25 protein-coding genes and 1 tRNA gene are annotated in these 24,710 nt (G+C 40.5%); 2 read left to right on the top strand and 24 right to left on the bottom strand.

Features of this window, described 5'->3' with window-relative positions:
• Positions 1 to 20: 20 nt before the first annotated feature.
• Positions 21 to 395, top strand: a complete 375-nt coding sequence (locus QZV86_RS07060) for a DUF423 domain-containing protein (protein WP_295625463.1) — start codon at positions 21 to 23, stop codon at positions 393 to 395.
• A gap of 167 nt (positions 396 to 562) precedes the next feature.
• On the opposite strand, the gene QZV86_RS07055 is transcribed toward QZV86_RS07060, so the two are convergent.
• Entirely contained in the window at positions 563 to 907 is a 345-nt protein-coding gene (locus QZV86_RS07055) for a hypothetical protein (protein ID WP_295625460.1), read from the bottom strand.
• Between the two features lie 213 nt (positions 908 to 1,120).
• Here QZV86_RS07055 and QZV86_RS07050 point away from each other — a divergent pair, with 213 nt between their 5' ends.
• Complete coding sequence (locus QZV86_RS07050; protein ID WP_295625457.1) at positions 1,121 to 1,594, top strand: disulfide bond formation protein B; 474 nt, start codon at positions 1,121 to 1,123, stop codon at positions 1,592 to 1,594.
• 14 nt (positions 1,595 to 1,608) lie between these two features.
• Here the strand turns inward: QZV86_RS07050 and xerD are convergent, their stop codons facing one another.
• The 23 genes from xerD to pstC all read right to left on the bottom strand — a co-directional run bounded on the left by xerD (position 1,609) and on the right by pstC (position 24,379).
• Positions 1,609 to 2,520, bottom strand: coding sequence for a site-specific tyrosine recombinase XerD (xerD, locus tag QZV86_RS07045; protein WP_295625454.1), 912 nt, complete (start codon positions 2,518 to 2,520; stop codon positions 1,609 to 1,611).
• On the bottom strand, positions 2,507 to 3,010 hold the full coding sequence (locus tag QZV86_RS07040) for a methylated-DNA--[protein]-cysteine S-methyltransferase (RefSeq protein WP_295625451.1): 504 nt from the start codon (positions 3,008 to 3,010) through the stop codon (positions 2,507 to 2,509). Before QZV86_RS07040 ends, xerD begins: the two co-directional genes overlap by 14 nt.
• 159 nt (positions 3,011 to 3,169) lie before the next feature.
• A complete protein-coding gene (gene htpG / locus QZV86_RS07035) occupies positions 3,170 to 5,080 on the bottom strand; it encodes a molecular chaperone HtpG (protein ID WP_295625448.1) in 1,911 nt (636 codons plus the stop codon).
• A gap of 263 nt (positions 5,081 to 5,343) precedes the next feature.
• On the bottom strand, positions 5,344 to 6,789 hold the full coding sequence (nuoN, locus tag QZV86_RS07030; protein WP_295625445.1) for an NADH-quinone oxidoreductase subunit NuoN: 1,446 nt from the start codon (positions 6,787 to 6,789) through the stop codon (positions 5,344 to 5,346).
• 49 nt (positions 6,790 to 6,838) lie between these two features.
• The gene (locus QZV86_RS07025; RefSeq protein ID WP_295625442.1) at positions 6,839 to 8,323 is read right to left on the bottom strand and encodes an NADH-quinone oxidoreductase subunit M; all 1,485 of its coding nucleotides are present in this window, start codon (positions 8,321 to 8,323) and stop codon (positions 6,839 to 6,841) included.
• Positions 8,324 to 8,424: 101 nt separating this feature from the next.
• Entirely contained in the window at positions 8,425 to 10,365 is a 1,941-nt protein-coding gene (nuoL, locus tag QZV86_RS07020; RefSeq protein ID WP_295625439.1) for an NADH-quinone oxidoreductase subunit L, read from the bottom strand.
• Between the two features lie 48 nt (positions 10,366 to 10,413).
• Complete coding sequence (gene nuoK, locus QZV86_RS07015) at positions 10,414 to 10,719, bottom strand: NADH-quinone oxidoreductase subunit NuoK (RefSeq protein WP_292920385.1); 306 nt, start codon at positions 10,717 to 10,719, stop codon at positions 10,414 to 10,416.
• A 58-nt stretch (positions 10,720 to 10,777) separates the two neighbouring features.
• A complete protein-coding gene (locus QZV86_RS07010; RefSeq protein ID WP_295625435.1) occupies positions 10,778 to 11,383 on the bottom strand; it encodes an NADH-quinone oxidoreductase subunit J in 606 nt (201 codons plus the stop codon).
• Between the two features lie 19 nt (positions 11,384 to 11,402).
• Entirely contained in the window at positions 11,403 to 11,891 is a 489-nt protein-coding gene (nuoI, locus tag QZV86_RS07005; protein WP_295625432.1) for an NADH-quinone oxidoreductase subunit NuoI, read from the bottom strand.
• Positions 11,892 to 11,906: 15 nt separating this feature from the next.
• Positions 11,907 to 13,004, bottom strand: coding sequence for an NADH-quinone oxidoreductase subunit NuoH (nuoH, locus tag QZV86_RS07000; protein WP_295625429.1), 1,098 nt, complete (start codon positions 13,002 to 13,004; stop codon positions 11,907 to 11,909).
• 22 nt (positions 13,005 to 13,026) lie between these two features.
• Positions 13,027 to 15,438 carry an NADH-quinone oxidoreductase subunit NuoG gene (nuoG, locus tag QZV86_RS06995; RefSeq protein WP_295625425.1) on the bottom strand — a complete coding sequence of 804 codons (2,412 nt, stop codon included), beginning with the start codon at positions 15,436 to 15,438 and terminating at the stop codon, positions 13,027 to 13,029.
• 69 nt (positions 15,439 to 15,507) lie between these two features.
• Positions 15,508 to 16,785 carry an NADH-quinone oxidoreductase subunit NuoF gene (nuoF, locus tag QZV86_RS06990; RefSeq protein ID WP_295625422.1) on the bottom strand — a complete coding sequence of 426 codons (1,278 nt, stop codon included), beginning with the start codon at positions 16,783 to 16,785 and terminating at the stop codon, positions 15,508 to 15,510.
• Positions 16,782 to 17,258, bottom strand: coding sequence for an NADH-quinone oxidoreductase subunit NuoE (nuoE, locus tag QZV86_RS06985; protein WP_295625419.1), 477 nt, complete (start codon positions 17,256 to 17,258; stop codon positions 16,782 to 16,784). The genes nuoF and nuoE overlap by 4 nt, the downstream gene beginning before the upstream one ends.
• A gap of 2 nt (positions 17,259 to 17,260) precedes the next feature.
• Positions 17,261 to 18,514 (bottom strand): NADH-quinone oxidoreductase subunit D, encoded by a 1,254-nt coding sequence (locus QZV86_RS06980; RefSeq protein WP_295625416.1) that lies wholly within the window; start codon positions 18,512 to 18,514, stop codon positions 17,261 to 17,263.
• A 53-nt stretch (positions 18,515 to 18,567) separates the two neighbouring features.
• Positions 18,568 to 19,188, bottom strand: a complete 621-nt coding sequence (locus tag QZV86_RS06975; RefSeq protein ID WP_295625414.1) for an NADH-quinone oxidoreductase subunit C — start codon at positions 19,186 to 19,188, stop codon at positions 18,568 to 18,570.
• 8 nt (positions 19,189 to 19,196) lie between these two features.
• Entirely contained in the window at positions 19,197 to 19,673 is a 477-nt protein-coding gene (locus tag QZV86_RS06970) for an NADH-quinone oxidoreductase subunit B family protein (RefSeq protein ID WP_295625411.1), read from the bottom strand.
• Between the two features lie 4 nt (positions 19,674 to 19,677).
• Positions 19,678 to 20,034: an NADH-quinone oxidoreductase subunit A gene (locus QZV86_RS06965; protein WP_295625408.1), complete on the bottom strand. Its 357-nt coding sequence runs from the start codon at positions 20,032 to 20,034 to the stop codon at positions 19,678 to 19,680.
• Between the two features lie 58 nt (positions 20,035 to 20,092).
• Positions 20,093 to 20,177: transfer RNA gene (locus QZV86_RS06960), tRNA-Leu, on the bottom strand.
• 56 nt (positions 20,178 to 20,233) lie between these two features.
• Complete coding sequence (secG, locus tag QZV86_RS06955) at positions 20,234 to 20,617, bottom strand: preprotein translocase subunit SecG (protein ID WP_295625405.1); 384 nt, start codon at positions 20,615 to 20,617, stop codon at positions 20,234 to 20,236.
• Between the two features lie 18 nt (positions 20,618 to 20,635).
• Entirely contained in the window at positions 20,636 to 21,391 is a 756-nt protein-coding gene (gene tpiA, locus QZV86_RS06950) for a triose-phosphate isomerase (RefSeq protein ID WP_295625402.1), read from the bottom strand.
• Between the two features lie 238 nt (positions 21,392 to 21,629).
• Positions 21,630 to 22,424: a phosphate ABC transporter ATP-binding protein PstB gene (pstB, locus tag QZV86_RS06945; protein WP_295625478.1), complete on the bottom strand. Its 795-nt coding sequence runs from the start codon at positions 22,422 to 22,424 to the stop codon at positions 21,630 to 21,632.
• 7 nt (positions 22,425 to 22,431) lie between these two features.
• Positions 22,432 to 23,358, bottom strand: a complete 927-nt coding sequence (gene pstA, locus QZV86_RS06940; RefSeq protein ID WP_292920397.1) for a phosphate ABC transporter permease PstA — start codon at positions 23,356 to 23,358, stop codon at positions 22,432 to 22,434.
• An 88-nt stretch (positions 23,359 to 23,446) separates the two neighbouring features.
• Entirely contained in the window at positions 23,447 to 24,379 is a 933-nt protein-coding gene (gene pstC, locus QZV86_RS06935) for a phosphate ABC transporter permease subunit PstC (protein WP_295625398.1), read from the bottom strand.
• Positions 24,380 to 24,710 lie beyond the last annotated feature (331 nt).

Genomic DNA, 24,710 nt, shown 5'->3' with positions numbered 1-24,710 from the left:
AACAAGGACAAAACTGCCAAATGTCAAAAACTTTTCTGATACTAGGTTCATTAAATACACTGTTATGCATCGCATTAGGCGCCTTTGGTGCCCATGGATTGAAAAGAATATTATCAGCTGATATGCTTTCAGTGTATCACACAGGCGTGCAATACCATTTTTATCACGCCTTTGGAATCATCGTCATTGGTCTGCTTCTGCTGCACTTCCCCAAATCCCGCTTGATGCCGATATCCGGTTGGTTAATGATGGTTGGCATTGTTCTGTTTAGTTTCAGTCTTTATGTACTCAGCCTAACCGGTATGCGCGGGCTCGGTATGATCACACCTTTTGGTGGCGTTTCATTCCTCACGGCATGGGCTTTAGTTGCTTATGCAATCTGGCAAGAAAGGTAATTGACGGGATCATATTCACATTAATGTTTACAATAAAAATACACTGAGATTCCAAAAACACTTCCACAAGCATTTAAGAATTATGAATTCTTGGAATTCCGAAATGACATTTAAATTTATTCAAATAACCAGTTAAAAAAACCACCCGACAACCACAAATTATTGATTCATTTTGACATTTTTCTGTGAACAGCAGCCATTTGCGCATTCCTTTCCGCTGCATTAGTAAATTCTCTTAATAGAGCTTCATGGTGTGAATGGTATTCCTGCCCTGCCCTACCATAGTATTCACTATGATCTTCGTACTCCTTCAGCATCTTTCTTTCTGCTTCTGCTTTTGCATACATTTCCTTAGATTCTTTTTCGTAATGCTCAGCTAATTTGATATGATAAAGACTGGTTCCGACACCCACTTCAGCTTCACCTGTATTTGTTGATTCTCCGGCCAAAGATACACTTGAAACCAGGAAAGTAAGAATAATTATAATTACGAAATATAACCTTGCTTGCATGCTGAGCCTCCTTAAACTAATGTATGAAAAAAATTCTACTATCACTACAAATATCCAATCAGCTGAATTTGCCTCTAACTTAACCGATTATCACCCTGGAAATCTGCTTCAAACTAGTATTCTTTCTCTTATGTACATCATAGCAAATTATATGATTCCCACAAATGATCTATGGATTAACTATGCCATTAATTAGATTCAGGTAATAATAAAATGAGATTATTATTTCTATTCATCTTACTAGCTTGCGTCAGTTTTTTGGGATACGCACAATATCTTCAGCACATAGAAGGGCTATTACCTTGTCCGCTTTGTGTTGCACAGCGTCTGACGTATTGGTTATTAGGATTAACAGCATTTATCGCGCTTCTTCATAACCCCAAACCTCTTGGACTTCGCCTTTATGGTTTATTAATGGTTATATTAGCGCTCACGGGAACGGTCATTGCAGCACGGCATGCCTGGTTAATTCGATATCCGGAATCGTTTGAATGTGGCATCAGTCCTGAAGAAGCCTTTCTGAACTCCTTACCCATTGCCGATTGGTGGCCTGGAATGTTTGAAGCTAATGGTGATTGCGCTAATGTTGATTGGACATTTTTATCGTTGACAATTCCAGATTGGTCATTTGCTGCGTTTGCTGGTCTTGGGATCTTGGCGCTTTACCCTCTACTGATCAGGAGATAATCAAGGACTTCAAATTATCCGCGTGGATGATGCTTGGCGTGAAGCTGTTTCAGGCGTTCGCGTGCAATATGCGTGTAAATTTGTGTCGTTGATATATCCGCATGCCCCAATAGCAGCTGCACAACACGCAAATCGGCACCGTGATTTAATAAATGAGTGGCAAATGCATGACGTAACGTGTGTGGCGATAGCTGCTTGGCAATACCCACAAATTGAGCATACCGTTTGATAAGATACCAGAAAGCTTGGCGTGTCATAGCGGCACCACGTGTTGTCACAAATATAGTATCCGTAACGATACCATTTAACAGCAAAGGCCTCGCATCTTTGGTGTAACGATCCAACCATTCAAGTGATTCTTCTCCCAGCGGCGCAAGTCGCTCCTTTCTGCCCTTACCCATGACTCGCAATACCCCCATATCCATGCCGACTTGCGAATACTTAAGATTGATCAGTTCTGACACTCTTAATCCACTGGCATATAAAACTTCAAGCATGGCCCGGTCACGCAAACCTAATGGTTGCATAAGATCAGGTGCACATAGCAACTGCTCAACTTCTTTTTCTGAGAGACTTTCTGGTAGGTGGCGCTGCAGTTTAGGGGTTTCTATATTAAGGCTAGGATCGGTTGAAATTTTTCCTTGACGCAGTAAAAAACGATAAAAACGCTTTAAACTCGATAACTCCCGACTCGTAGTGCTGGCTTTCATCTTAGCTGAAACTCTAGATGCAAGAAATTCCAACAAATCAGAATTTGTCACCTCAGTTAACATACTATTACTTGGATTATGTTGTTTCAACCATGCACTGAAAAGTTGCAAATCATTACGATAACTATCCAGCGTATTGCGCGACAGCCCGTCTTCGAGCCATAAAGCATCAGAAAACTCATCCAGCAGTTCGGCATTTAATTCAGGCACTCTCATGCCGCAACAGCCAACGCTTAATCTCTAAAGGATTTCCTTCGCTCGTGTTCATAAAACCTCCTAGTCCACCATTTTTGGAAATAACCCGGTGACAAGGTATGACAATCGGAATCCGATTGGCGCCACAGGCTCGACCCACCGCTCTTGGTGCTGAATGCAGCCGCATTGCTATTTCTGCATAGCTATTGGTTTCTCCACATGGAATAGCTTGGATAGCATGCCAAACACGCTGCTGATGCGTCGTACCACTAATATGTAAGCATAAATCAAACGTAAAATTTGGTTCGCTCAGGTAAGCGAGTAATTGCCCACACACTTCTTTTGCCAACGCAGTTTTTGGTGCCAAAGTTGGTGTATCAGCTGGCAAATAATCAATATCAGTAAGCCAGTCTTCTTCTGTTCTAATACCTAAAACAGCAAATGGCGCAAGTAACTTCGCCTGGTAAGTTTTGATTGAATCAATTGCCCGATTATTTTTCGATCTCACCATTGTCGCTTGATTATTACTTACTGAATTTATGACAACATGTGTTGCCTGCACGAAAAATGGACATTCGATATAACTAGAAGTTGCATATTGCAGCCTCAATCTTACAATATCCAAATGATTTATAAATGAAATTTATAAATCAAACAATATTTCCAATACTTAAGATTTTAACAGTAACAATTCATTGAGCCTTTTGACAAACGCAGCTGGATCTTCGAGCTGCCCACCTTCAGCCAATAAAGCCTGATCAAACAATATGTGGCTCCAGTCCTCAAAGTTTTCCACTTCATTATTTAGTCGCTGCACCATTGGATGATGTGGATTGATTTCTAGTATGGGCTTGGTATGTTGTATTTTCTGTCCCGCTGACTTCAGTAATCTCTCCAAATTACCACTCATATCGTAAGTATCTGCTACCAGACAAGCAGGAGATTCAGTCAGGCGAAACGTAATCCGCACATCTTTTACTTGATCATTTAACGTTACTTTCATTTTTTCAGTCAATTCTTGGAAAGCATTGGTTTCTTTTTCTCGCTCTTCTTTCTCTGCCTCATCTTCTAAATTCCCTAGGTCTAATCCGCCCTTTGCTACTGATTGGAGGGGTTTTCCCTCAAATTCTGTCAAGTTACTTACAAGCCACTCATCAACACGATCTGCTAGCAAGAGTACTTCTATGCCTTTCTTGCGAAAAACTTCAAGATGAGGACTATTCTTAGCAGCCTTAAGACTATCTGCAGTCACATAATAAATTTTCTCTTGACCTTCTTTCATACGCTGCAAATAAGTTTCCAAAGAAACCGTTGGTTCATCGGAGTCACTATTTGTCGTGACAAAGTGCAACAATTTGGCAATTCGTTCACGATTAGCAAAATCCTCGCCCACACCTTCCTTTAGAACTTGCCCAAATTCTCGATAGAAAGTTTTGTACTTTTCTTTACCTTCGTCATCTTCGTGCTTTGATAAGTCTTCGATTAGTCCTAGAATTTTTTTAACCACCCCTGCCCTAATCGAGTCAATATCCTTAGATTCTTGCAAGATTTCTCGAGACACATTGAGTGGTAAATTATTTGAATCGATTACGCCTCTTACAAAACGCAAATAGTTAGGCAACAACTTCTCTACATCATCCATAATGAAAACCCGTTGCACGTACAATTTAATCCCATGGCGGCGCTCGCGATCAAATAAGTCAAATGGTGCTCGTGCTGGAATATAAAGCAATTGTGTATAATCTTGCTTACCTTCTACCCGTGCATGCACATATGCAAGCGGGGGCTCGAAATCATGCGCGACATGTTTATAAAATTCATCATATTGTTCTGCAGTAATTTCGTTCTTAGAGCGAGTCCATAAAGCATTCGCTTGATTAATGGTTTCATCTTCGTCAGTAATTCTGTTTTTATTCTCTTCTTGCGACCACTCTTCTTTTTTCATCACAATAGGCAGGGTAATGTGATCCGAGTATTTTCGGATAATATTACGGATCCGCGCCCCGTTAAGAAACTCATCTTCTTCCTTACGCAAGTGCAGTATTATTTCGGTTCCTCGCTCGGGCTTTTCAACGGTTTCCAATGTATAATCACCTTCACCGCTAGACTCCCACCTCACACCATGTTCAGCAGTCAATCCGGCACGTCTGGTAATCAATGTCACTTTGTCAGCAATAATAAAAGCTGAATAAAACCCTACACCAAATTGACCGATCAAATGTGCATCCTTAACTTGATCACCAGTTAATGAATTAAAAAATTCACGCGTGCCTGATTTTGCAATAGTCCCTATATGATCAATAACTTCCTGGCGAGACATACCAATACCGTTGTCGGAAATGGAAATTGTCCGTTCATTAACATCATAACTAACACAAATTCTGAGATCCGAATCGGATTCATAAAGCGCAGCATCAGTGAGACCTTCAAAACGTAATTTGTCTGCTGCATCAGAAGCATTTGAAATCAGCTCACGCAAAAATATTTCCTTATTACTGTATAAGGAATGAATCATTAACTTTAGTAGTTGCTTTGCTTCTGCCTGAAAATTTAATTGTTCTTTGGTTGTTGCAGCTTGCATGATTATCTCCTTAAATGTTTTGTATAAATATAGGATTCAAGCTGAAGAATTCAAGTTGATTGATCAATCAGTTGATTATATATTCATGATGTTATCTAAATAAATTCTATTACAGAAAGCGCCAATAAAAGCAATCAAAGAAGTATCGTTAAAATACCTCAAGTAACAAACTACTCGACAAGATAAGAAATTTACTTGGATCTTTGGCGGAATTCGGTCAAGTCACAGCAGGGAGTTCTTGATAGAACACCCTGCATTGCTAACTACATAGAATTTTGGATTGCATAAAGACTTAATCCCATAAGTGCCTGAGGGAATATGCCTAATGCCAAAACTGCAAAACCATTTGCGCTCAATAAAATTCTAACATCACTATTAGAAACAATAGGTTCAGCAGTTTCTGGATCATCAAAATACATCAATTTGATAATACGTAGATAATAAAAAGCACCAATCAATGAAAACAGTACCGCCACTACAGCCAGCCAAACGTAGCCAGCATTGACAACCGCTTGCAATACAGCAAATTTTGCATAGAACCCGATCATTGGTGGAATACCTGTTAGTGAAAGCATCAATAACAGTGTAATGAATGCATACCAGGAATTTCTTTTGTTTAGCCCCTTAAAGTCTTCGATATTTTCAGCTTCAAATCCACTCCGACACAACAACATAATCATGGCGAAAATTCCGAGAGTCATCAATACATAAGCGATGACATAAAACAAAGCCGAACTATAACCATTTGTATCTGCGCTAATAAACCCCAACAATAAGAATCCCATATGTGAAATAGTTGAGTAGGCTAGCATTCTCTTAATGTTCGTTTGTGCTATTGCAGCAATATTACCCACTGCCATAGATAAAACCGCCAGAATTACTAACATTCCCTGCCAGTCAGTAACCATTTCGCCCATTCCTTCAACTAATAATCGCATTACGAAACCAAATGCCGCCAATTTTGGTGCGGAACCGATAAATAGTGTTACAGCAGTCGGCGCGCCTTGATAAACATCCGGCGCCCACATATGAAAGGGTGCTGCACTGAGCTTAAAAGCAATACCCGCCACAATAAAAACCAAACCAACAACGAGCACTTCTTTACTACTGGCTCCACTTTGAATAATTTGTGCAACCTGAGATACATGGAGCGTTCCTGTCGCTCCGTAAACCATTGACATACCATATAGCAAAAAACCTGATGCCAAAGCGCCCAACACAAAAAACTTCATGGCCGCTTCTGTTGCCATCAAGGAATCGCGTCTTAGTGCTACTAATGCATAAAGTGACAATGAAAGCAATTCTAAGCCAATATATAGCGTCATGAAATGGCTGGCTGAAATCATGACCATCATGCCTAGAGTTGCAAATAGTATCAAACTAAAAAATTCTCCTTTCAACATCCCACGATCGCTTATATAGGAATGCGAATATACGAGAACAGCAGATACCGTGCCATAAACCATCAATTTCAGAATATCGGCCATGGAATCATCGACAAACATACCATGAAAAGTTAGTGTCGATTCAGTGGAAAAGGATACAAAGGTAAGTATTGCACAACCTAATAGCGTAATTTGCGTCAACAAATAAGCAACATGGCGTCTACTCTCGCCAGCTGCAAGATCTGCAAGCATTACCACGCACACCATGATAAGCATAAAAATCTCGGACGACGCTGGCGCAAGATCAGGTGGAATAAAATTCATTAACTCATTATCCTTATAGCAGGAACGATCACCGTTCTAGATTTCTGTATTACAACTTACTATTACTAACATGAGTTAGAAGTTGATCAACTGTTGCATGCATCACTTCAGTTAATGGGAAAGGGTAAATACCAATCCACAAAACAGAAATTGCCAAAATTGCCAACAAACCGAACTCTCGTTTGGATATGTCCTGCAAACTCTCAACTGCAGGACTTGCCACCGCACCAAAAATAACGCGCTTATACATCCACAAAGTATAAGCAGCGCCAAATATCAATGTAGTTGCCGCAAGAAATGCATACCAAAAATTCACTTTAATTGCACCCATGATCACCATGAACTCACCTACGAAACCACTTGTCCCTGGCAAACCGGCATTCGCCATCGCAAATAGCATGAAAAAAGCAGCAAAAACGGGCATTTTATTTACCACACCGCCATAATCAGCAATCTGACGGGAATGCAATCGATCGTATAGCACACCGACACAAAGAAACATGGCTCCAGAAATGAAACCATGCGAAATCATTTGTACCATTGCACCTTCTATACCATAAGCGTTCAACAAGAAAAAGCCTAATGTTACAAACCCCATATGAGCTACCGATGAATAGGCGATCAGTTTCTTCATATCGGCTTGCATTAGTGCAATCAACCCTATGTAAACAACAGCAATCAACGACAATACAATCATCATTTCTGCTAAGTAATGACTTGCATCCGGGGCGATTGGCAATGAAAAACGCAAGAAGCCATAACCACCCAGTTTAAGCAGAATTGCTGCCAGCACGACTGAACCTCCCGTTGGCGCTTCAACGTGTGCATCAGGTAGCCAGGTATGCACTGGCCACATAGGAACTTTAACCGCGAATGCCAGAAGAAATGCGATAAATATTAAAATCTGTGGTGTCATAGGGATTGCTAACTTGTGATAGTCTTCTATTGAGAAACTTCCTTCGGATGCGTGGTACAAATAAATAAAAGCAATTAACATCAATAAGGAACCAAGCAGCGTATAAAGAAAAAATTTGATTGCTGCATAAACCCGATTGGGGCCACCCCAAATACCTATGATTAAAAACATCGGTATTAACGATGCTTCCCAGAACACATAAAATAAAATCGCATCCAACGAAGAGAAAACACCATTAACGATTCCGGACATAACCAAGAATGCTCCCATATATTGGGATACTCGTTCTTTTATGACCTCCCATCCTGCCACCACTACCAATGGAGTAATAAAACAATTCAACAAGATTAATGGCATAGAAATTCCATCTACGCCGATATGATAATTAACATTAAAACGTTCAAACCATATATGATTTTCCAAAAACTGCATGGCTCCTGTTGCAGAATCGAAATTGGTATACAGCGGAATTGCTACTAAAAACCCTAAAATCGAACCAATTAAAGCAATCCAGCGCGCAAGCTGTGCATTGCGATCATCTCCAGTTGCAAAAACAGCCACACCAAACACAATGGGAAGCCAAATGATTAAACTTAATAGTGGGAATTCAAACGACATGCTTATTCCGTTTTATTTGTTAGTAGTGCTTATTACTTTTCAGTATTTTATTTATTGATATCTACAAACAACAGCATATTCTCTATTTTTTTACATGCAGTCTAGTAAAGCCATAGTGTCAATATCAAAAATATGCCAACAATCATTGTAAACGCGTAATGGTAAATATAACCTGTTTGATAACGACGGACGATTGCAGAAGTTAGTGCAACTACTCGTGCTGTACCATTGACAAAGAATCCATCAATAATTTTGATATCGCCATATTTCCAAAGTATCGTACCTAAAGCACGTGTTCCGCCAGCAAATAACCATGAATATAATTCATCAATGTAATATTTGCGATCAAGCAGGTTATACATTGAACCAAAGCTTGCTTTTATTTTTCCAGGAATATCTGTTCTTACACAATATAAATACCAAGCGACGAAAATACCTGTCACCGAAAGCCAAAATGGCGCAGTATACAAGGCATGCATCATCATCCCACCAATCCCGGAAAATTCTGCACCTAATTTCTCAATCGCATCATGGTGAGGCAGTACATGAATCGCGCCACTGAAATAATCACCAAAAACCATTGGACCGATAAACCATCCGGCCGCTACGGTTGGGATAGCTAATATCACCAGTGGTACAGTCACAACCCATGGTGACTCATGTAAATGTTCCTTGGTATGATGATCCATCCGAGGTTGCCCATGAAACGTCATGAAGATTAGCCGAAAAGTATAAAAGGCTGTTACAAATACCGTAGTCAAAACACAGAAATAAGCAAAACCAACACCTGGAATATTAGCGAAATGGACTGCCTCAATAATTGCATCTTTAGAGAAAAAACCAGAAAAACCGGGAACACCCGCACTGGCTAATGCAGCAATAAACATTGTCCAATAAGTAATTGGCATATAACTTTTAAGTCCACCCATTTTTTGCATATTTTGCTCATGGTGCATGGCAATAATGACAGAGCCAGCACCCAAGAATAAAACGGCCTTAAAAAATGCATGTGTCATCAAGTGGAAAATTGCCGCAGAATAGGCTGATGCGCCTAGGGCTACTGTCATGTAACCTAGTTGAGATAGCGTGGAATAAGCAACAACTCGTTTAATATCATTTTGAACCATGGCAACAAGTGCCATGAACAATGTGGTAATTCCACCAATCACCAAAATAACTGATAAAGCTGTTTCTGATAACTCAAAAAGTGGCGACATACGCGCCACCATGAATATGCCTGCGGTTACCATTGTAGCAGCATGAATCAGTGCCGATATAGGCGTTGGTCCTTCCATGGAATCGGGCAACCATACATGTAAAGGAAATTGCGCTGACTTGCCCATTGCGCCGATAAACAACAATATACAAATCACTGTGATCACAAGCCAGGATAAACCAGATACCAATTCAATCTTTTCATCGACGATACCTGGAGCTTGTGCAAAAACAGATACATAATCAAGCGTGCCAAAATAAGCCAATATCATACCAATGCCCAGGAGAAAACCAAAATCTCCAACACGATTTACTAAAAATGCTTTCATATTGGCATAAATAGCGGTAGAGCGTGTATACCAAAACCCGATTAACAAGTATGAGACAAGTCCAACAGCCTCCCAGCCAAAAAATAATTGCAAGAAGTTATTTGACATCACCAACATCATCATCGAGAAGGTAAACAATGAGATGTAGCTGAAAAAACGCTGATAACCTGGATCGCCATGCATATAGCCGATGGTATAGATATGCACCATAAGTGAAACTAAGCTAACAACAACCATCATGGTTGCTGATAGCTGGTCAATTAGAAAACCGATCTCGAATCGCGTATCACCTGTTATTAGCCATGTATAAACGCTACCGTTATAACTATTACCTTCTAATACATCCAAAAAAATAACAATGGATGCTATCAACGAAATGAATACCAATACTATTGTGACACGATGACTCCAGATAGGCCCAATAAAGCGCCCCAATAATCCCGCGATAAGTGATCCAACTAGCGGAGCCAACGGAACCAATAAATAAAGTTTCTGCATCTTGATTAATAATTCTTATTAATTATAAATACTTATGATGTTCTTTAACTAACCTTTAAGCTTGTCTAAATCATCAACATTGATTGTATGCATATTGCGAAATAGCACCACGATTATTGCTAAGCCAATAGCCGATTCAGCAGCTGCAACTGTCAAAATAAAGAACACAAAAATTTGTCCTGAGATATCTTGCAAGTAGTGCGAAAAAGCAACAAAATTCATATTGACCGCCAGTAACATCAATTCGATTGACATTAGTATGATAATGACATTTTTTCGATTCAGAAAAATACCGACCAGTCCTATTGCAAACAATATCGCGCCGAGTACAAGGTAATGAGATAATGAAATCAAGAGCCGCCTCTTTTTATATTTTAATAGTCACCAAACAAAAATAAGTACACGCAAGCACTCATTCTTTTTTTTCTGTCGGCATGTTCACTATACGAATTCTATCTTCTTTTCTTACTTTGACTTGTTTAGATGGATCCGTAGATTTCTTATCTTCGCGATGGCGCAGCGTTAACGCTATTGCCGCAATCATCGCAACCAGTAAAAGCACAGCCGCCAATTCAAACGCATACACATACTCGGTATAAATCAACCGCCCCAATTCTTTGGTATTACTGTAATCAGCGCCTTTGGGTTCCGGTATCGGAATTTCTTCATGCCCAAAGTATTTACCCATTAGCACCATTGATATTTCCATCACCATAACCAGAGCAATCATCGCGCCAAATGGAAACCATTTCCAGAATCCTTCTCGTAATCGATCCAGATTGATGTCCAACATCATCACTACAAATAAGAACAAGACCATGACAGCGCCGACATAAACTAATACAAGCGTAATCGCAAGAAATTCTGCTTCTAATAGCAACCACAAACCAGCGCACGTAACAAATGACAACACTAGCAGTAAAGCCGAATTTACTGGATTACGCACCGTAATTACACCGAGTGCTGATGCAATCAGTATTGCTGAAAAGAAATAAAATAAAATATCTTGAAAAATCATTAGTATTTACCAGCAAGATTCAACGATAGGGTGCATCGGCTTCTCGATCCTTGGCGATCTGCTCTTCGTATCGATCTCCCACTGCTAATAGCATTTCTTTGGTATAGATAAAATCCTCTCTCTTCTCACAGTGATATTCCAATATGCGTGTTTCAACAATTGAATCAACTGGACAAGACTCCTCACAAAAGCCACAAAAAATGCATTTGCTCAAGTCGATATCATAGCGTGTAGTCCGTCGCGTGCCATCTGCACGCTGTTCTGACTCTATGGTTATTGCCATTGCCGGACAAACGGCTTCACATAATTTACAAGCAATACAGCGCTCTTCTCCGTTTGGATAACGACGCAATGCATGCAAGCCGCGAAAACGCGGCGATTGCGGAGTTTTTTCCTCTGGAAAATGTACAGTTATCTTTGGCTTAAAAAAATATTTTCCAGTAACTGCCATACCTTTTAGCAATTCAAATAATAAAAAGGTACTAAAAAATTTTTTGATACGTTCCATTGTATTCTCTCAATTTTAAAACCAGATATTTAATGGAAATACATTTCGTATTGATTCTGGCAATTGCATTATTGCACCTAATAGGACAATCCATACAAGTGTTATAGGAATAAATATTTTCCAACCTAGTCTCATAATCTGATCATAGCGATATCGCGGAAAGGTCGCACGAAACCAAAGAAAAAAGAACAATATAAATGCAATCTTTAATAGTAGCCAGATAAAACCAGGTATCAGCGTAAATGGTGCAATATCAATTGGCGGCAACCATCCGCCCAAAAACATAATAGATGTTAAAGTTGCCACCAATATCATATTGGAATATTCGGCTAGAAAAAATACCGTAAAAGCCATACCTGAATAATCAACATGGAAACCCGCAACAATTTCTGATTCGCCTTCAGCGACGTCAAATGGTGCACGATTTGTTTCAGCAACACCTGAAATCAAATAAACTAGAAACATCGGAAACAGTGGAATCAAATACCAATTTAACAGATTGTTACCCTGCTGGCCATTCACAATATCACCCAGATTCAAACTTTGTGACATCATCAGAACACACACTAAGGCAAACCCCATTGCCAGTTCATATGAGACCACTTGTGCAGCTGAACGCATGGCGCCTATGAAAGCATATTTAGAATTCGATGCCCAACCCGCGATAATGATGCCGTATATACCCATGGATGTCATTGCCAAAATATAAAGTAATCCAGCATTGATATCCGCAAGCACGAGCTCAGGTGAGAAAGGAATCACAGCCCAAGCAGCCAATGCCGGCATAATAGTGAGTACTGGCGCCAGAATAAAAAGAAATTTATTAGCGCCTGTTGGAATTATAATTTCCTTCATGATTGCTTTTACAGCATCAGCAATCGGCTGCCCCCAACCACGTAACCATGGTATGCCAAAAAAAGTTACCCTATTCGGCCCTACTCGAATTTGCATATACGCAATTATCTTACGCTCGGCAAAAGTAAGATAAGCCACGCCTAATAACAATGGAACAACAATGGCAAAGATAAATGTCATGTTCGTAGCTAATGAAAACATCATGGATCCCCATTCTGCACCCAATATTTCCACAAACTGTTGTTGAATGCTCTCCATTAATAAACTCCAACCATTGCCATCACAATTTCTCTATTCTTACTTCACCAAACAGAGCACCTAGCGCTACTGTTTGAGGATGTGCGCACGCGATGCGAACACAATTAGGAGGCAATTTTTCATCTAATGCAGCTTCAAGTTGCACAAGCCCTTCTCCTTGCTTAACTTTTACTTTATCACCCGAAATAACACCTAAATTTTCCAGTACCTCAGCCGCCATCCAAGCCTTGGGCGGCTCGGCATCGTGCGTAGCCTGTAAAGATTCGGCTCTACGAACAATCGGGTCTGCTTGATAAATTGGCACTTCGCCAATACGCTCCATACCCTCTTTCTCAAGTATCGAAATAGCAGCGTCAAAATTCTCTAAACTATTATTCAGATATCGACTAATCTCAAATCCCTCAGGAAAAATCTCTGCACGTATTTGCTCTACTGTTTCATATTCGAATTTTTCCAGCGCTAGCAAATTAGCCAGGACACGTAATACTTTCCACGTAGGCCTAGCTTCGCCTAATGGAGAAACTACTCCATTAAAACTCTGCATCCTACCTTCTGTATTAACATAAGTACCTGATGTTTCAGTAAATGGCGTAATTGGCAGCAATACATCCGCATAATCTTTAGCATTTCCTTGGTAAGCGCCCAATGACACTACGAATTCACCCGCTTTAATTGTTTCTATTGCTTGTTGCGAATTATAAGAATCATATTCGGGTTCTACATTCATTAATATAAATGCGCTGCATTTTTCATCTGCTGAGTCATTTTCAAATCCCAATATTTGCGCAGCGTTCAATCCGTATTCGACATGATCGAACTTTTCCGCAACTGAAAATTCTGCTGCTACCGGTATTGCGCCGGCAAGATAAGCGCCTACGCTATTGGCAGCTTCACCCAGTACACCATAACTTGCACCCGTTATTTTAGCAATCAACCCAGCAAGCCAATTTAACTTAGCATAATCAGGGTGGTGTTGTGCGATATTACCCAAATAAATTGCAGCCGGCACACTTTCAATCAAGCTAGTCGCAATAGCGAAAGCGCTGGTCGTACTCGAAACACCTAACGAATTAATAGTTCGTTGCAACTCTTCCGTTGGTTCTATTCCCTTTATCTCAGTAGCAACTTTTAGAATCTCAGCCAAAGCTTTGACCATTAAGCTCGGCGCAACAATTGTTTTGTTTGCAATATTAACTAGCAGGTCATCATCTACCGGGTTTACAATACTCAATTTCATGCCATTCTTTACAGACTGCCGTAAACGTTGCGCTATAAGCGGATGATCTTTACGTAGCGTACTACCGATAATTAAAGCTGACTTTAGTTGCGAAATGTCTGCGATGCTGGTACCCAACCATGGAATACCCTGCATTTTCTTGTCTGCACTAAAGTCGGATTGACGTAGGCGATGATCAATGTTGCTACTGCCAAAACCTCGCAACAATTTTTGCAACAAATAAAGCTCTTCCGTGGTGCTATACGCAGACCCTAATGCTGCAATTTTATTGGCACCGTATTGATTCTTTATCGCTTGGAGAGCATTAGCTGTAAATTCCAGAGCTTCCTTCCAATCACACTCAAACCATTCACCATTACGCTTGATCATGGGGCGTATCAATCTATCTTCAGAATTCAATCCTTCATAAGAGAATCGATCTTTATCAGACAACCAGCACTCATTAATTTCCTCATTGTCTCGAGGAAGCACACGCATCACGCGATTTTGTTTAACTTGCACGACAAGATTCGATCCTAAGCCACAGTGCGGACTAATTGATTTCCTGCGAGACAATTCCCATGTACGAGCCGAATATCGGAATGGCTTACTGACCAATGCACCAACTGGACAGAGATCAATTACATTACCCGACAATTCAGAGTCCACTGTTTTACCGACAAATGCAAGTATTTCTGCATGCTCACCACGCCCGGCCATACCAAGCTCCATAATCCCGGCAATTTCCTGACCAAACCGAACACAGCGCGTACAGTGTATGCAGCGCGTCATGTCTGTTGATATCAGCGGTCCCAGATTCTTGTTAACAACCACTCGCTTCGCTTCGGAATATCTTGAGCCGCTCGAACCGTATCCTACAGCAAGATCTTGTAACTGACACTCACCACCTTGATCACAAATAGGGCAATCAAGTGGATGATTAATCAGCAAAAATTCCATCACCCCCTTTTGTGCGGTCACAGCTTGCTGAGAATGCGTATATACCTTCATCCCATCCATTACCGGCGTTGCACAAGCAGGTAAGGGTTTTGGCGCTTTTTCTACTTGCACCAAACACATACGACAATTAGCTGCAATGGATAATTTTTTGTGATAGCAGAAATGTGGAATGTATATACCAAGTTGCTTCGCACCATCCATGATGGTGTTCCCCTTGGATACAGATACTTGCTTACCGTCGATTTCTATATTGACCATCAGTTACAATTCTTAGGTTAATTACGAATAATTAAATTCACATGTTCTTAATCATTAAATAATTAATAATTAAACCATGCATTTCTTATGCTCTATATGGTGAACAAACTCGTCACGAAAATGTTGAATCATTGCACGCACAGGCATGGCTGCAGCATCACCCAAGGCGCAAATTGTCCGCCCCTGTATGTTGTCAGCGATATTATCCAGAAGGTCAAGATCTTCTGGTCGTCCTTTGCCATGCTCAATTCGATTGACAATGCGATAAAGCCAACCAGTGCCCTCTCGACAAGGTGTACATTGTCCGCAGGATTCTTCATAGTAAAAGTAAGACAGGCGTTCCAGTGCTCTTACCATACAAGTCGTTTCATCCATAATGATAACAGCACCTGAACCAAGCATCGATCCAGCTTTGGCGATTGAATCATAGTCCATATCTGTTCGCATCATGATATCACCAGGCAATACCGGCATTGATGATCCGCCAGGAATGCATCCTTTCAATTTTCGCCCTCCTCGCATGCCGCCGGCCAACTCCAATAATTTCGCAAAAGGCGTGCCAAGTGGTACTTCATAATTTCCTGGTTTATTAATATGGCCTGATACTGAAAATATTTTTGTACCACCGTTATTTGGCTTGCCAAGTTGTAGATATTTCTCTCCACTGTTACGAATTATCCAAGGAACTGAAGCAAATGTTTCTGTATTATTTATGGTAGTTGGTTTCCCATAAAGACCATAATTAGCAGGAAAAGGCGGCTTAAAACGCGGCTGGCCTTTCTTGCCTTCTATGGATTCGAGCAATGCAGTCTCTTCTCCACAGATATAAGCACCGTATCCATGGTGATTATATAGTTGAAAACTAAATGATGAACCCAGAATATTATTTCCGAGATAACCCGCCGCTCGTGCTTCTTCCACAGCCTCTTCCATTCGCTCGTATGTTTCCCATATCTCTCCATGGATATAGTTATAACCCGCTTTTACGCCCATCGCGTACGCTGCTATTATCATACCTTCAATCAGAATGTGCGGGTTATATCGTAAAATATCACGATCTTTAAAAGTTCCCGGTTCTCCTTCGTCTGAATTACAGACGATATACTTGTCACCTTCATAGCCTTTAGGCATGAAGCTCCATTTCAGTCCTGTAGGAAATCCTGCTCCACCGCGCCCACGAAGTGCAGATTTCTTAACTTCCTCTATGACTTCTTCAGGGGTTATTTTTTTTGTTAATATTTTTCTTAGGGCTGCATATCCTTCACGTCTTTCATAACTTCTAAGACGCCAATTCTCAGAGTCAGATGAATCGACTCCATTCATTAAAGTCTGCGGATACTGATTCATTCGCCCAGTTCCTCCAACAATTTATCGATCGTTTCTTCAGACATAAAGCTACACATGCGTTTATTATTCACCAGTAATACCGGCGCATCTCCACAAGCCCCAAAACACTCACCTTCTTTTAGAGTAAATTTTCCATCTGGAGTTGTTTGATTAAATCCGATGCCTAATTTTTGTTTTAAATATTTTGCGCTATCAGTGCTACCCGATAAAGCACAAGGTAAATTTGTGCATATTGTTATTTTGTACTTACCTGCTGGCTCCAGGTTGTACATATTATAAAAAGTGGCTACCTCATAAACCGCGATTGGCGGCATACTCAAATATTCAGCGACAAAATTCATTGTCTCATTGGCTAACCAGCCTTTTTCTTCTTGCGCGATTGCGAGCGCTGACATGACAGCAGATTGTCTCCGGTCGACTGGATATTTAGCGATCTCACGATCTATTTTTTTAAGAGATTCAGCGCTTAACATTGTTATCTATCTATCTCACCAAATACTATATCTTGCGTACCAATAATTGCGACTACATCGGAAATCATGTGTCCTCTGGACATTTCATCCAAAGCAGCCAAATGCGCAAAACCAGGTGCGCGTATTTTCAGTCGATATGGCTTATTGGCGCCATTAGATACCAGATAAATACCAAACTCACCCTTAGGATGCTCAACCGCAGCATAAGTCTCGCCTGGAGGCACATGAAAACCCTCTGTAAACAACTTAAAATGATGAATCATTTCTTCCATATTCTGCTTCATCTCAACTCGAGATGGCGGTGCAACTTTATGATTATCAGTAATAACTGACCCTGGATTCTTACGCAACCAATCGACACATTGCTTAATAATTCGATTTGATTGACGAAACTCTTCCATACGTATCAAATATCGATCATAACAATCGCCATTTACACCAATAGGTATGTCGAAATCAAGACGATCGTAAACCTCATAGGGTTGTTTTTTCCTTAAATCCCATTCCACACCAGACCCGCGCAACATTGGACCAGTAAATCCCAAAGCTTTAGCACGCTCAGGAGAGACAACACCAATATCAACCAAGCGCTGCTTCCAAATCCTATTATCCGTCAACAAAGTTTCATATTCATCAACATAGATTGGAAAGCGATTCGTAAAATCTTCAATAAAGTCTAATAAAGAACCTTCTCTATTCTCGTTTCGCGCCTGAGTCTGTTTTTCGCTATGTATTTTTGATGACTGGTACTTAGGCATAGAATCCGGCAAATCGCGATACACTCCGCCAGGACGATAATAAGCAGCATGCATGCGAGCACCCGATACTGCCTCATAACAATCCATCAAATCTTCTCTTTCGCGAAAAGCATACAAAAACATCGTCATAGCGCCAACATCAAGCGCATGCGCACCAATCCATAGCAAATGGTTTAGAATACGAGTAATTTCATCAAACATTACACGGATATATTGCGCTCTAATAGGCACTTCAATTTGCAGCAACTTCTCTATGGCCATCACATAAGCGTGCTCGTTGACCATCATGGAAACATAGTCTAATCGATCCATATAAGGAACTGATTGGATATATGTTTTATTTTCTGCCAATTTCTCAGTCGCACGATGTAACAAACCAATATGCGGATCTGCACGCCGCACAACTTCTCCGTCTAATTCCAGAACCAACCGAAGCACACCGTGAGCTGCCGGGTGTTGCGGTCCAAAATTCAAAGTGTAATTACGTATTTCAGCCATAAGTTACTTTTTGCTTAAAAACTCTTTTAAAAACATAATTTAAGACAAGATTATCAGGACTCACTATCCCCATAGTGTTCCTCACGTATCACGAGTGGTGTTATCTCTCGCGGCTCAATACTAACGGGTTGATAAATCACACGCTTCTGCTGTTCATCATAGCGCATCTCCACATGACCAGTTATCGGAAAATCCTTACGAAAGGGGCTTCCGATAAATCCATAATCAGTCAATATACGACGCAAGTCTGGGTGATCGGCAAAAACAATGCCATATAGATCAAATACCTCCCGCTCAAACCAGTTAGCAGCGGGCCATACTTCGGTAACTGAATGCACCATAGGAAATTCATTATTTTCAGCAAAAACTCGGATACGCAACCTTTGGTTCCGCTCAACTGATAGCAAATGATAAATTACTGCGAAGCGCCTATTGCTCAAATCGCACTTGATTGATAGGTCATCACCATACGTTAAATAATCTATCCCGCACAAATCAATCAATGTATCGAACATAAGTGCCGAGTTATCCCGCAATATTTTGCTTGCATCCAAAACATCTTCAGCGTTTATTACGATAGTTAATTCATTTTGCTGCACCCACAGATCAATCAATTTATTCTCTAGAGAGCTCCGTAATGCTGCAGCAAGGACTTCATTTTGTGTAGTTAACATACTATGAGTTAGCGAGCGATTGTGTTAGTACGATTAATTTTATTCTGCAACTGAATGATCCCATACAACAAAGCTTCTGCTGTTGGTGGACAACCAGGTACATATATATCAACCGGCACTATACGATCACATCCACGAACTACCGAGTAAGAATAATGATAATAACCGCCGCCATTCGCACATGATCCCATGGATATCACCCATCGGGGCTCCGCCATTTGATCATAAACCTTACGTAAAGCAGGTGCCATTTTATTACATAATGTTCCGGCAACAATCATGACATCCGACTGGCGTGGACTTGGACGAAATACTATCCCAAAACGATCAAGATCATAACGAGAGGCCCCTGTTTCCATCATTTCGACCGCACAACATGCGAGTCCAAAGGTCATCGGCCACATTGAACCAGTTCGTCCCCAATTAATAATTGAATCTAGGCTAGTGGTAACAAAGCCTTTTTCAAACGTCCCTTCTATACTCATAGCACTAATCCCATTCTAAAGCACCTTTCATCCATTCGTAAATAAATCCCACCACCAAGATGCTTAGAAAAACCATCATAGCAAGAAATCCAAATAACCCAATTTCATCTAGCACGATAGCCCACGGAAAAAGGAATGCGATTTCTAGATCGAATAAAATAAATAAAATTGCTACCAAATAGTATCGTACATCAAACTTCATTCGCGCATCTTCAAAAGCCTCAAATCCACACTCATAAGGCGAAAGTTTTTCACTATCAGGATTATTAGGCGCAAGCAACCAACCGCAAAGCATGGGTACAACCCCTACTAAAAAACCAACAATAAGAAATAATAATATCGGAAAATAGTTTTCAAGCATTGTAAATTTATACGCCAGAATTTAAATATAATCAGTCACTAGCCACACATACTACACATGGTGCCGACGGCGAGACTCGAACTCGCACAGCTTTCGCCACCGCCCCCTCAAGACGGCGTGTCTACCAATTCCACCACGTCGGCGGCAAAACTATGCTCTATCTCATCATTAAGCTTCCACACCAATTTCATCGTAGAAGTTACTCAGGTATTTTGTTAACTATCGAGCTGCTCTCAGTCTCTGGCATACTATAATCACGCTCTGAAACAGATGTTTCATCTACGTCTATCACTGTAGTATTCTCAGATTCTTCAACACCATCCATGATACTCATTACACTTCCATCTGAAGTTCGATTCATCGAGAAATAGGTTAAACTCAGACTCGTGATAAAAAACATTGCTGCAACAAAGCTCGTAGCACGACTTAAGAAAGTAGCCGATCCACTTGCTCCAAACAAACTACCTGCTGAACCACTGCCAAATGCAGCCCCCATATCTGCGCCTTTACCATGCTGTAATAATACCAAAACTATCAATAAAATCGCTAGCGAAACATGTGCGGTCCAAACCAAGATTTCCAACGTTATACTCCAAAAAATTTAATGACGTAATGCACGACAAATTGCGATAAAATCATTTGCAATAAGCGAAGCACCGCCTATTAAGCCACCATCAATATCGGGCATAGAAAATAGCTCAGATGCATTATTGCCTTTAACGCTACCTCCGTAGAGAATCGTCAACTGATTCGCCACGCTCAAATTCTGTTTAGCTATTTTTTCCCTTATAAATGCATGCACATCTTGCGCTTGTTCTGGGGTTGCAGTCTTACCTGTACCAATAGCCCATACTGGTTCATAAGCAATAACGGCTTTGTTAAGCGACTCAACTCCTGCCAAACTAATGACCGACATTAATTGTTGCTCTATGACTTGTTCAGTAACCTTAGCCTCACGTTGCTCCAGTGTCTCTCCAACACATAAAATCGGAGTCATTCCGGCATTCTGAGTTGCGACATATTTTTCTGCAACCACATGATTGTCTTCGCTAAACAGCATTCTTCTTTCTGAATGCCCAACAATAACATATTGACACTGAAAATCACTCAACATGGATGCTGAAATTTCTCCTGTATACGCGCCCTTTTCATGTTGACTCACGTTCTGAGCACCCCATGCTATTTTCGTATTCTGTAATTGGTTTTGTACAGACGGCAGATAGACGTAAGGCACACAAACCACAACAAGATCTTCACCCAATCCATTTAGATCAGCAATTACCGCATCAAGCAACTGTTTATTCTCTACTAAATTACCGTGCATCTTCCAGTTACCAGCAACCATCTTTTTACGCATCTTACTTCTAGCTCCAGCTCTCCAAAATGGGCGATGCTACCCTTGATTCTTTATCAAGTCAATTGTGCATCAATAGCGCCCCTCATTAATACATTTTCACGTTTTACGCACACTTTCACACTGATATAGCCAAGTCAGTTGTTATAACCTATATACTCATATAGACAATTATCTATAAGCTTTCTTTTAATTTATGCCTATTGAAAGACAAGATTAATTATTGAGAGAATGCCATCCATTAGCCGAAACGCCCGGTAATATAATCTTCTGTTTGCTTATTTTTAGGCTTAATAAATATTGTATCTGTCACATTAAACTCAATTAACTCACCTAGATACATATAAGCAGTGTAGTCTGATACTCTCGCTGCTTGCTGCATATTATGAGTCACTATAAGTATAGTCACTTTAGTCTTTAAGTCGGTAATCAACTCTTCAATACTAGCCGTCGCTATCGGATCAAGGGCAGAAGTTGGCTCGTCAAATAGCAAAATCTCAGGATCCGTTGCTAATGCACGCGCAATGCAAAGTCTCTGTTGTTGCCCTCCTGAAAGATTAAAAGCAAGTTCATGTAAACGATCTTTAACTTCATCCCACAATGCCGAATTACGTAAAGCTACTTCCACTTTTTCATCCAGAATTGCTCGTTGTTTAATCCCTCTTACACGCAACCCATAAGCTACATTTTCATAAATTGACTTAGGAAATGGATTGGGTTTTTGAAACACCATACTTATCCTCATCCGCACTTCGATCGGGTCAACATTCGACGCCAAAATATTTACATCATCGGGATGCAAAATTATTTCGCCATCATAGCGATTACCCGGATACAAATCATGCATGCGATTAAAGCACCTCAAGAATGTCGACTTGCCACATCCAGATGGTCCAATTAGCGCTGTAATCTTTTTATCATGCAACACCATATCAATATTCTTGAGCGCATTAAATGTGCCATAGTGAAAACTGAGTTTTTTTACTTCAGATTTATATTGAGCAGACTCTGCAATTTCTTTATGATCTATCTGCATTATTTCTTTACCACTTAATATTTTTCCGCATTCTGTAGCGTAAATAAATTGCCAGGCCATTCATAGCAAGCGTCATAACGACCAAGACTAGTCCCGCCGCAGCCGCATTCAACTGAAAGGCTTCTTCAGGTCGAGACACCCAGTTAAACATTTGTATCGGCATTACAGTAAAAGGAGCGGTAAGCCATTCAAACGATATAAATGGAAACTCATCTTTTACTGGGGATGGGGGTAAAAAAGCAATAAACGTCAATGCTCCAATAGTGATAATCGGAGCTGTTTCACCAATCGCCCGAGCCAAACCTATAATAATTCCTGTTAAAATTCCTGCTGACGAATATGGCAACAAATGATCCGAGACTGTTTGCCACTTGGTTGCACCTAATGCATAGGCCGCTTCTCGTATTGTAATGGGAATTGATCGTATTGCCTCTCGTGTAGCCACAATAACAACCGGTAGAATCAATAATGCTAAAGCTAGTCCTGCTGCCAAAACACTCTGCCCAAAACCCAATTGATACACAAACAATCCCAGTGCAAGCAAACCATATATTATCGACGGAACGCCCGCCAAATTGGTGACATTGATTTCAATGATTTCGGTCAGCAAGTTCCGGGGAGCATATTCTTCTAGATATACACCTGATCCTATCCCCAATGGTACCGCAGCCACTGCCGTTACAAGCATGACCAAAGTAGTGCCGACCCAGGCAGACAATATCCCGGCAGACTCTGGGCGTCGTGATGGAAATGATGTAAAAAACTCCCAAGATAAGCGAGGTAAACCATCGATTAGCATATGTGCAAATAAGGCCATAAAGGTCATTATCGCGATCATTAACGCAACAATGCCGGTTATCATAAAAATCAAATCCCATCTTTTATGAAGGATAATGATTCTTCTAATTTCTTCGAGGCTCTTTACACTTCTCATTGCATGCTTCCACAAGCAAATATCTTAAGAAACTATTCATATAGCTCATATCAAAAAAATACTAACCACCTAGATTGCTTCTGATTCATCAATAAATTTCCCGATAACGTTTGCGCAATAAATGTCCAATGATATTGAATACAAGTGTTATTAACAGCAAGGTCAATCCAGCAGCAAATATAGTCTGATAACCGATACTTCCGTGCGGCAAGTCTCCCAAACTAACTTGAACAATATAAGCCGTGATTGTCGCTGCGGGCTCCATTGGATTCCATGTTAAATTCGGTTGCATTCCTGCTGCAATTGCCACCACCATTGTTTCACCAACAGCGCGCGATATTCCCAAAATATATGCAGCAGCTATACCAGAAAACGCTGCTGGCATAACTACACGAATAGCCGTCTGAAAACGCGTAGCGCCCATGGCGTAGGAGCCTTCCCGCAGATTCATTGGAACCGCTCGCATAGCATCCTCAGTCATTGAGCTTACATATGGGATGATCATTATTCCCATTACTAATCCAGCTGATAGTAAATTGAAGCCCGGCAATTCAGGAAAAATTATTTGCAATAAAGGAGTTACAAATAATAATGCGAAATATCCGTAGACAACGGTTGGAACGCCACCTAATAACTCAAGGAAAGGTTTTGCAATTTCACGCACTGTAAATGGCGCAAATTCGGAAAGATATATGGCAATTATGGTACCCATAGGGAGTGCAACCAGCAACGCAATCAAAGAACTAACTAGTGTTCCAGAGATTAGCGGCAATATCCCGTAGTGAGCATCATCAAACAGAGGTGTCCACTGCGTATCCGTTAAAAAATCCCAGATAGATACTTGACGGAAAAAAACTATCGATTCCTTCAAAAGCATTGCAATAATTGCAAGCATAATTGCAATCGAAAGAATTGCTGACAAGAATAAAAAAGTTTCTATAAACCTTTCATGCAAGTGCCGACGAAAGCTATATCCGAGTTTTCCAGCATACACCAATTTATTTTGTGACTCTTCTGCCACAGTGAAGCCCTTCTATAAGTTGAAGCATTATAGTAAGAGAGTTTTGTTAACTGATGAACAAAATTCAACTATTAATCAGAGTTAATCTGTAACTAGTATTGATCTACTTCAGAACAATTTTGTTAATGCAAATCACTTTACAAAACACAACTGCTTTTATGATCTTTAATAAAACTATCAGAATATAACCCTTTCTCTTTGAGGTATTTTTAGAAACTTTACACTCTGGAAACATGTCCTCTCCAGAGCTTGGGTATCCCATAAACTAAAATGCAGCAAGAAGCGAATTATTCCTCATCATCATTTTCGTCCTCGTCATCACTTTCGTCAT

It is taken from the genome of uncultured Nitrosomonas sp., assembly GCF_902826915.1.
Classification (GTDB): Bacteria; Pseudomonadota; Gammaproteobacteria; order Burkholderiales; family Nitrosomonadaceae; genus Nitrosomonas.
This window is presented reverse-complemented; position numbering and strand designations above follow the sequence as displayed.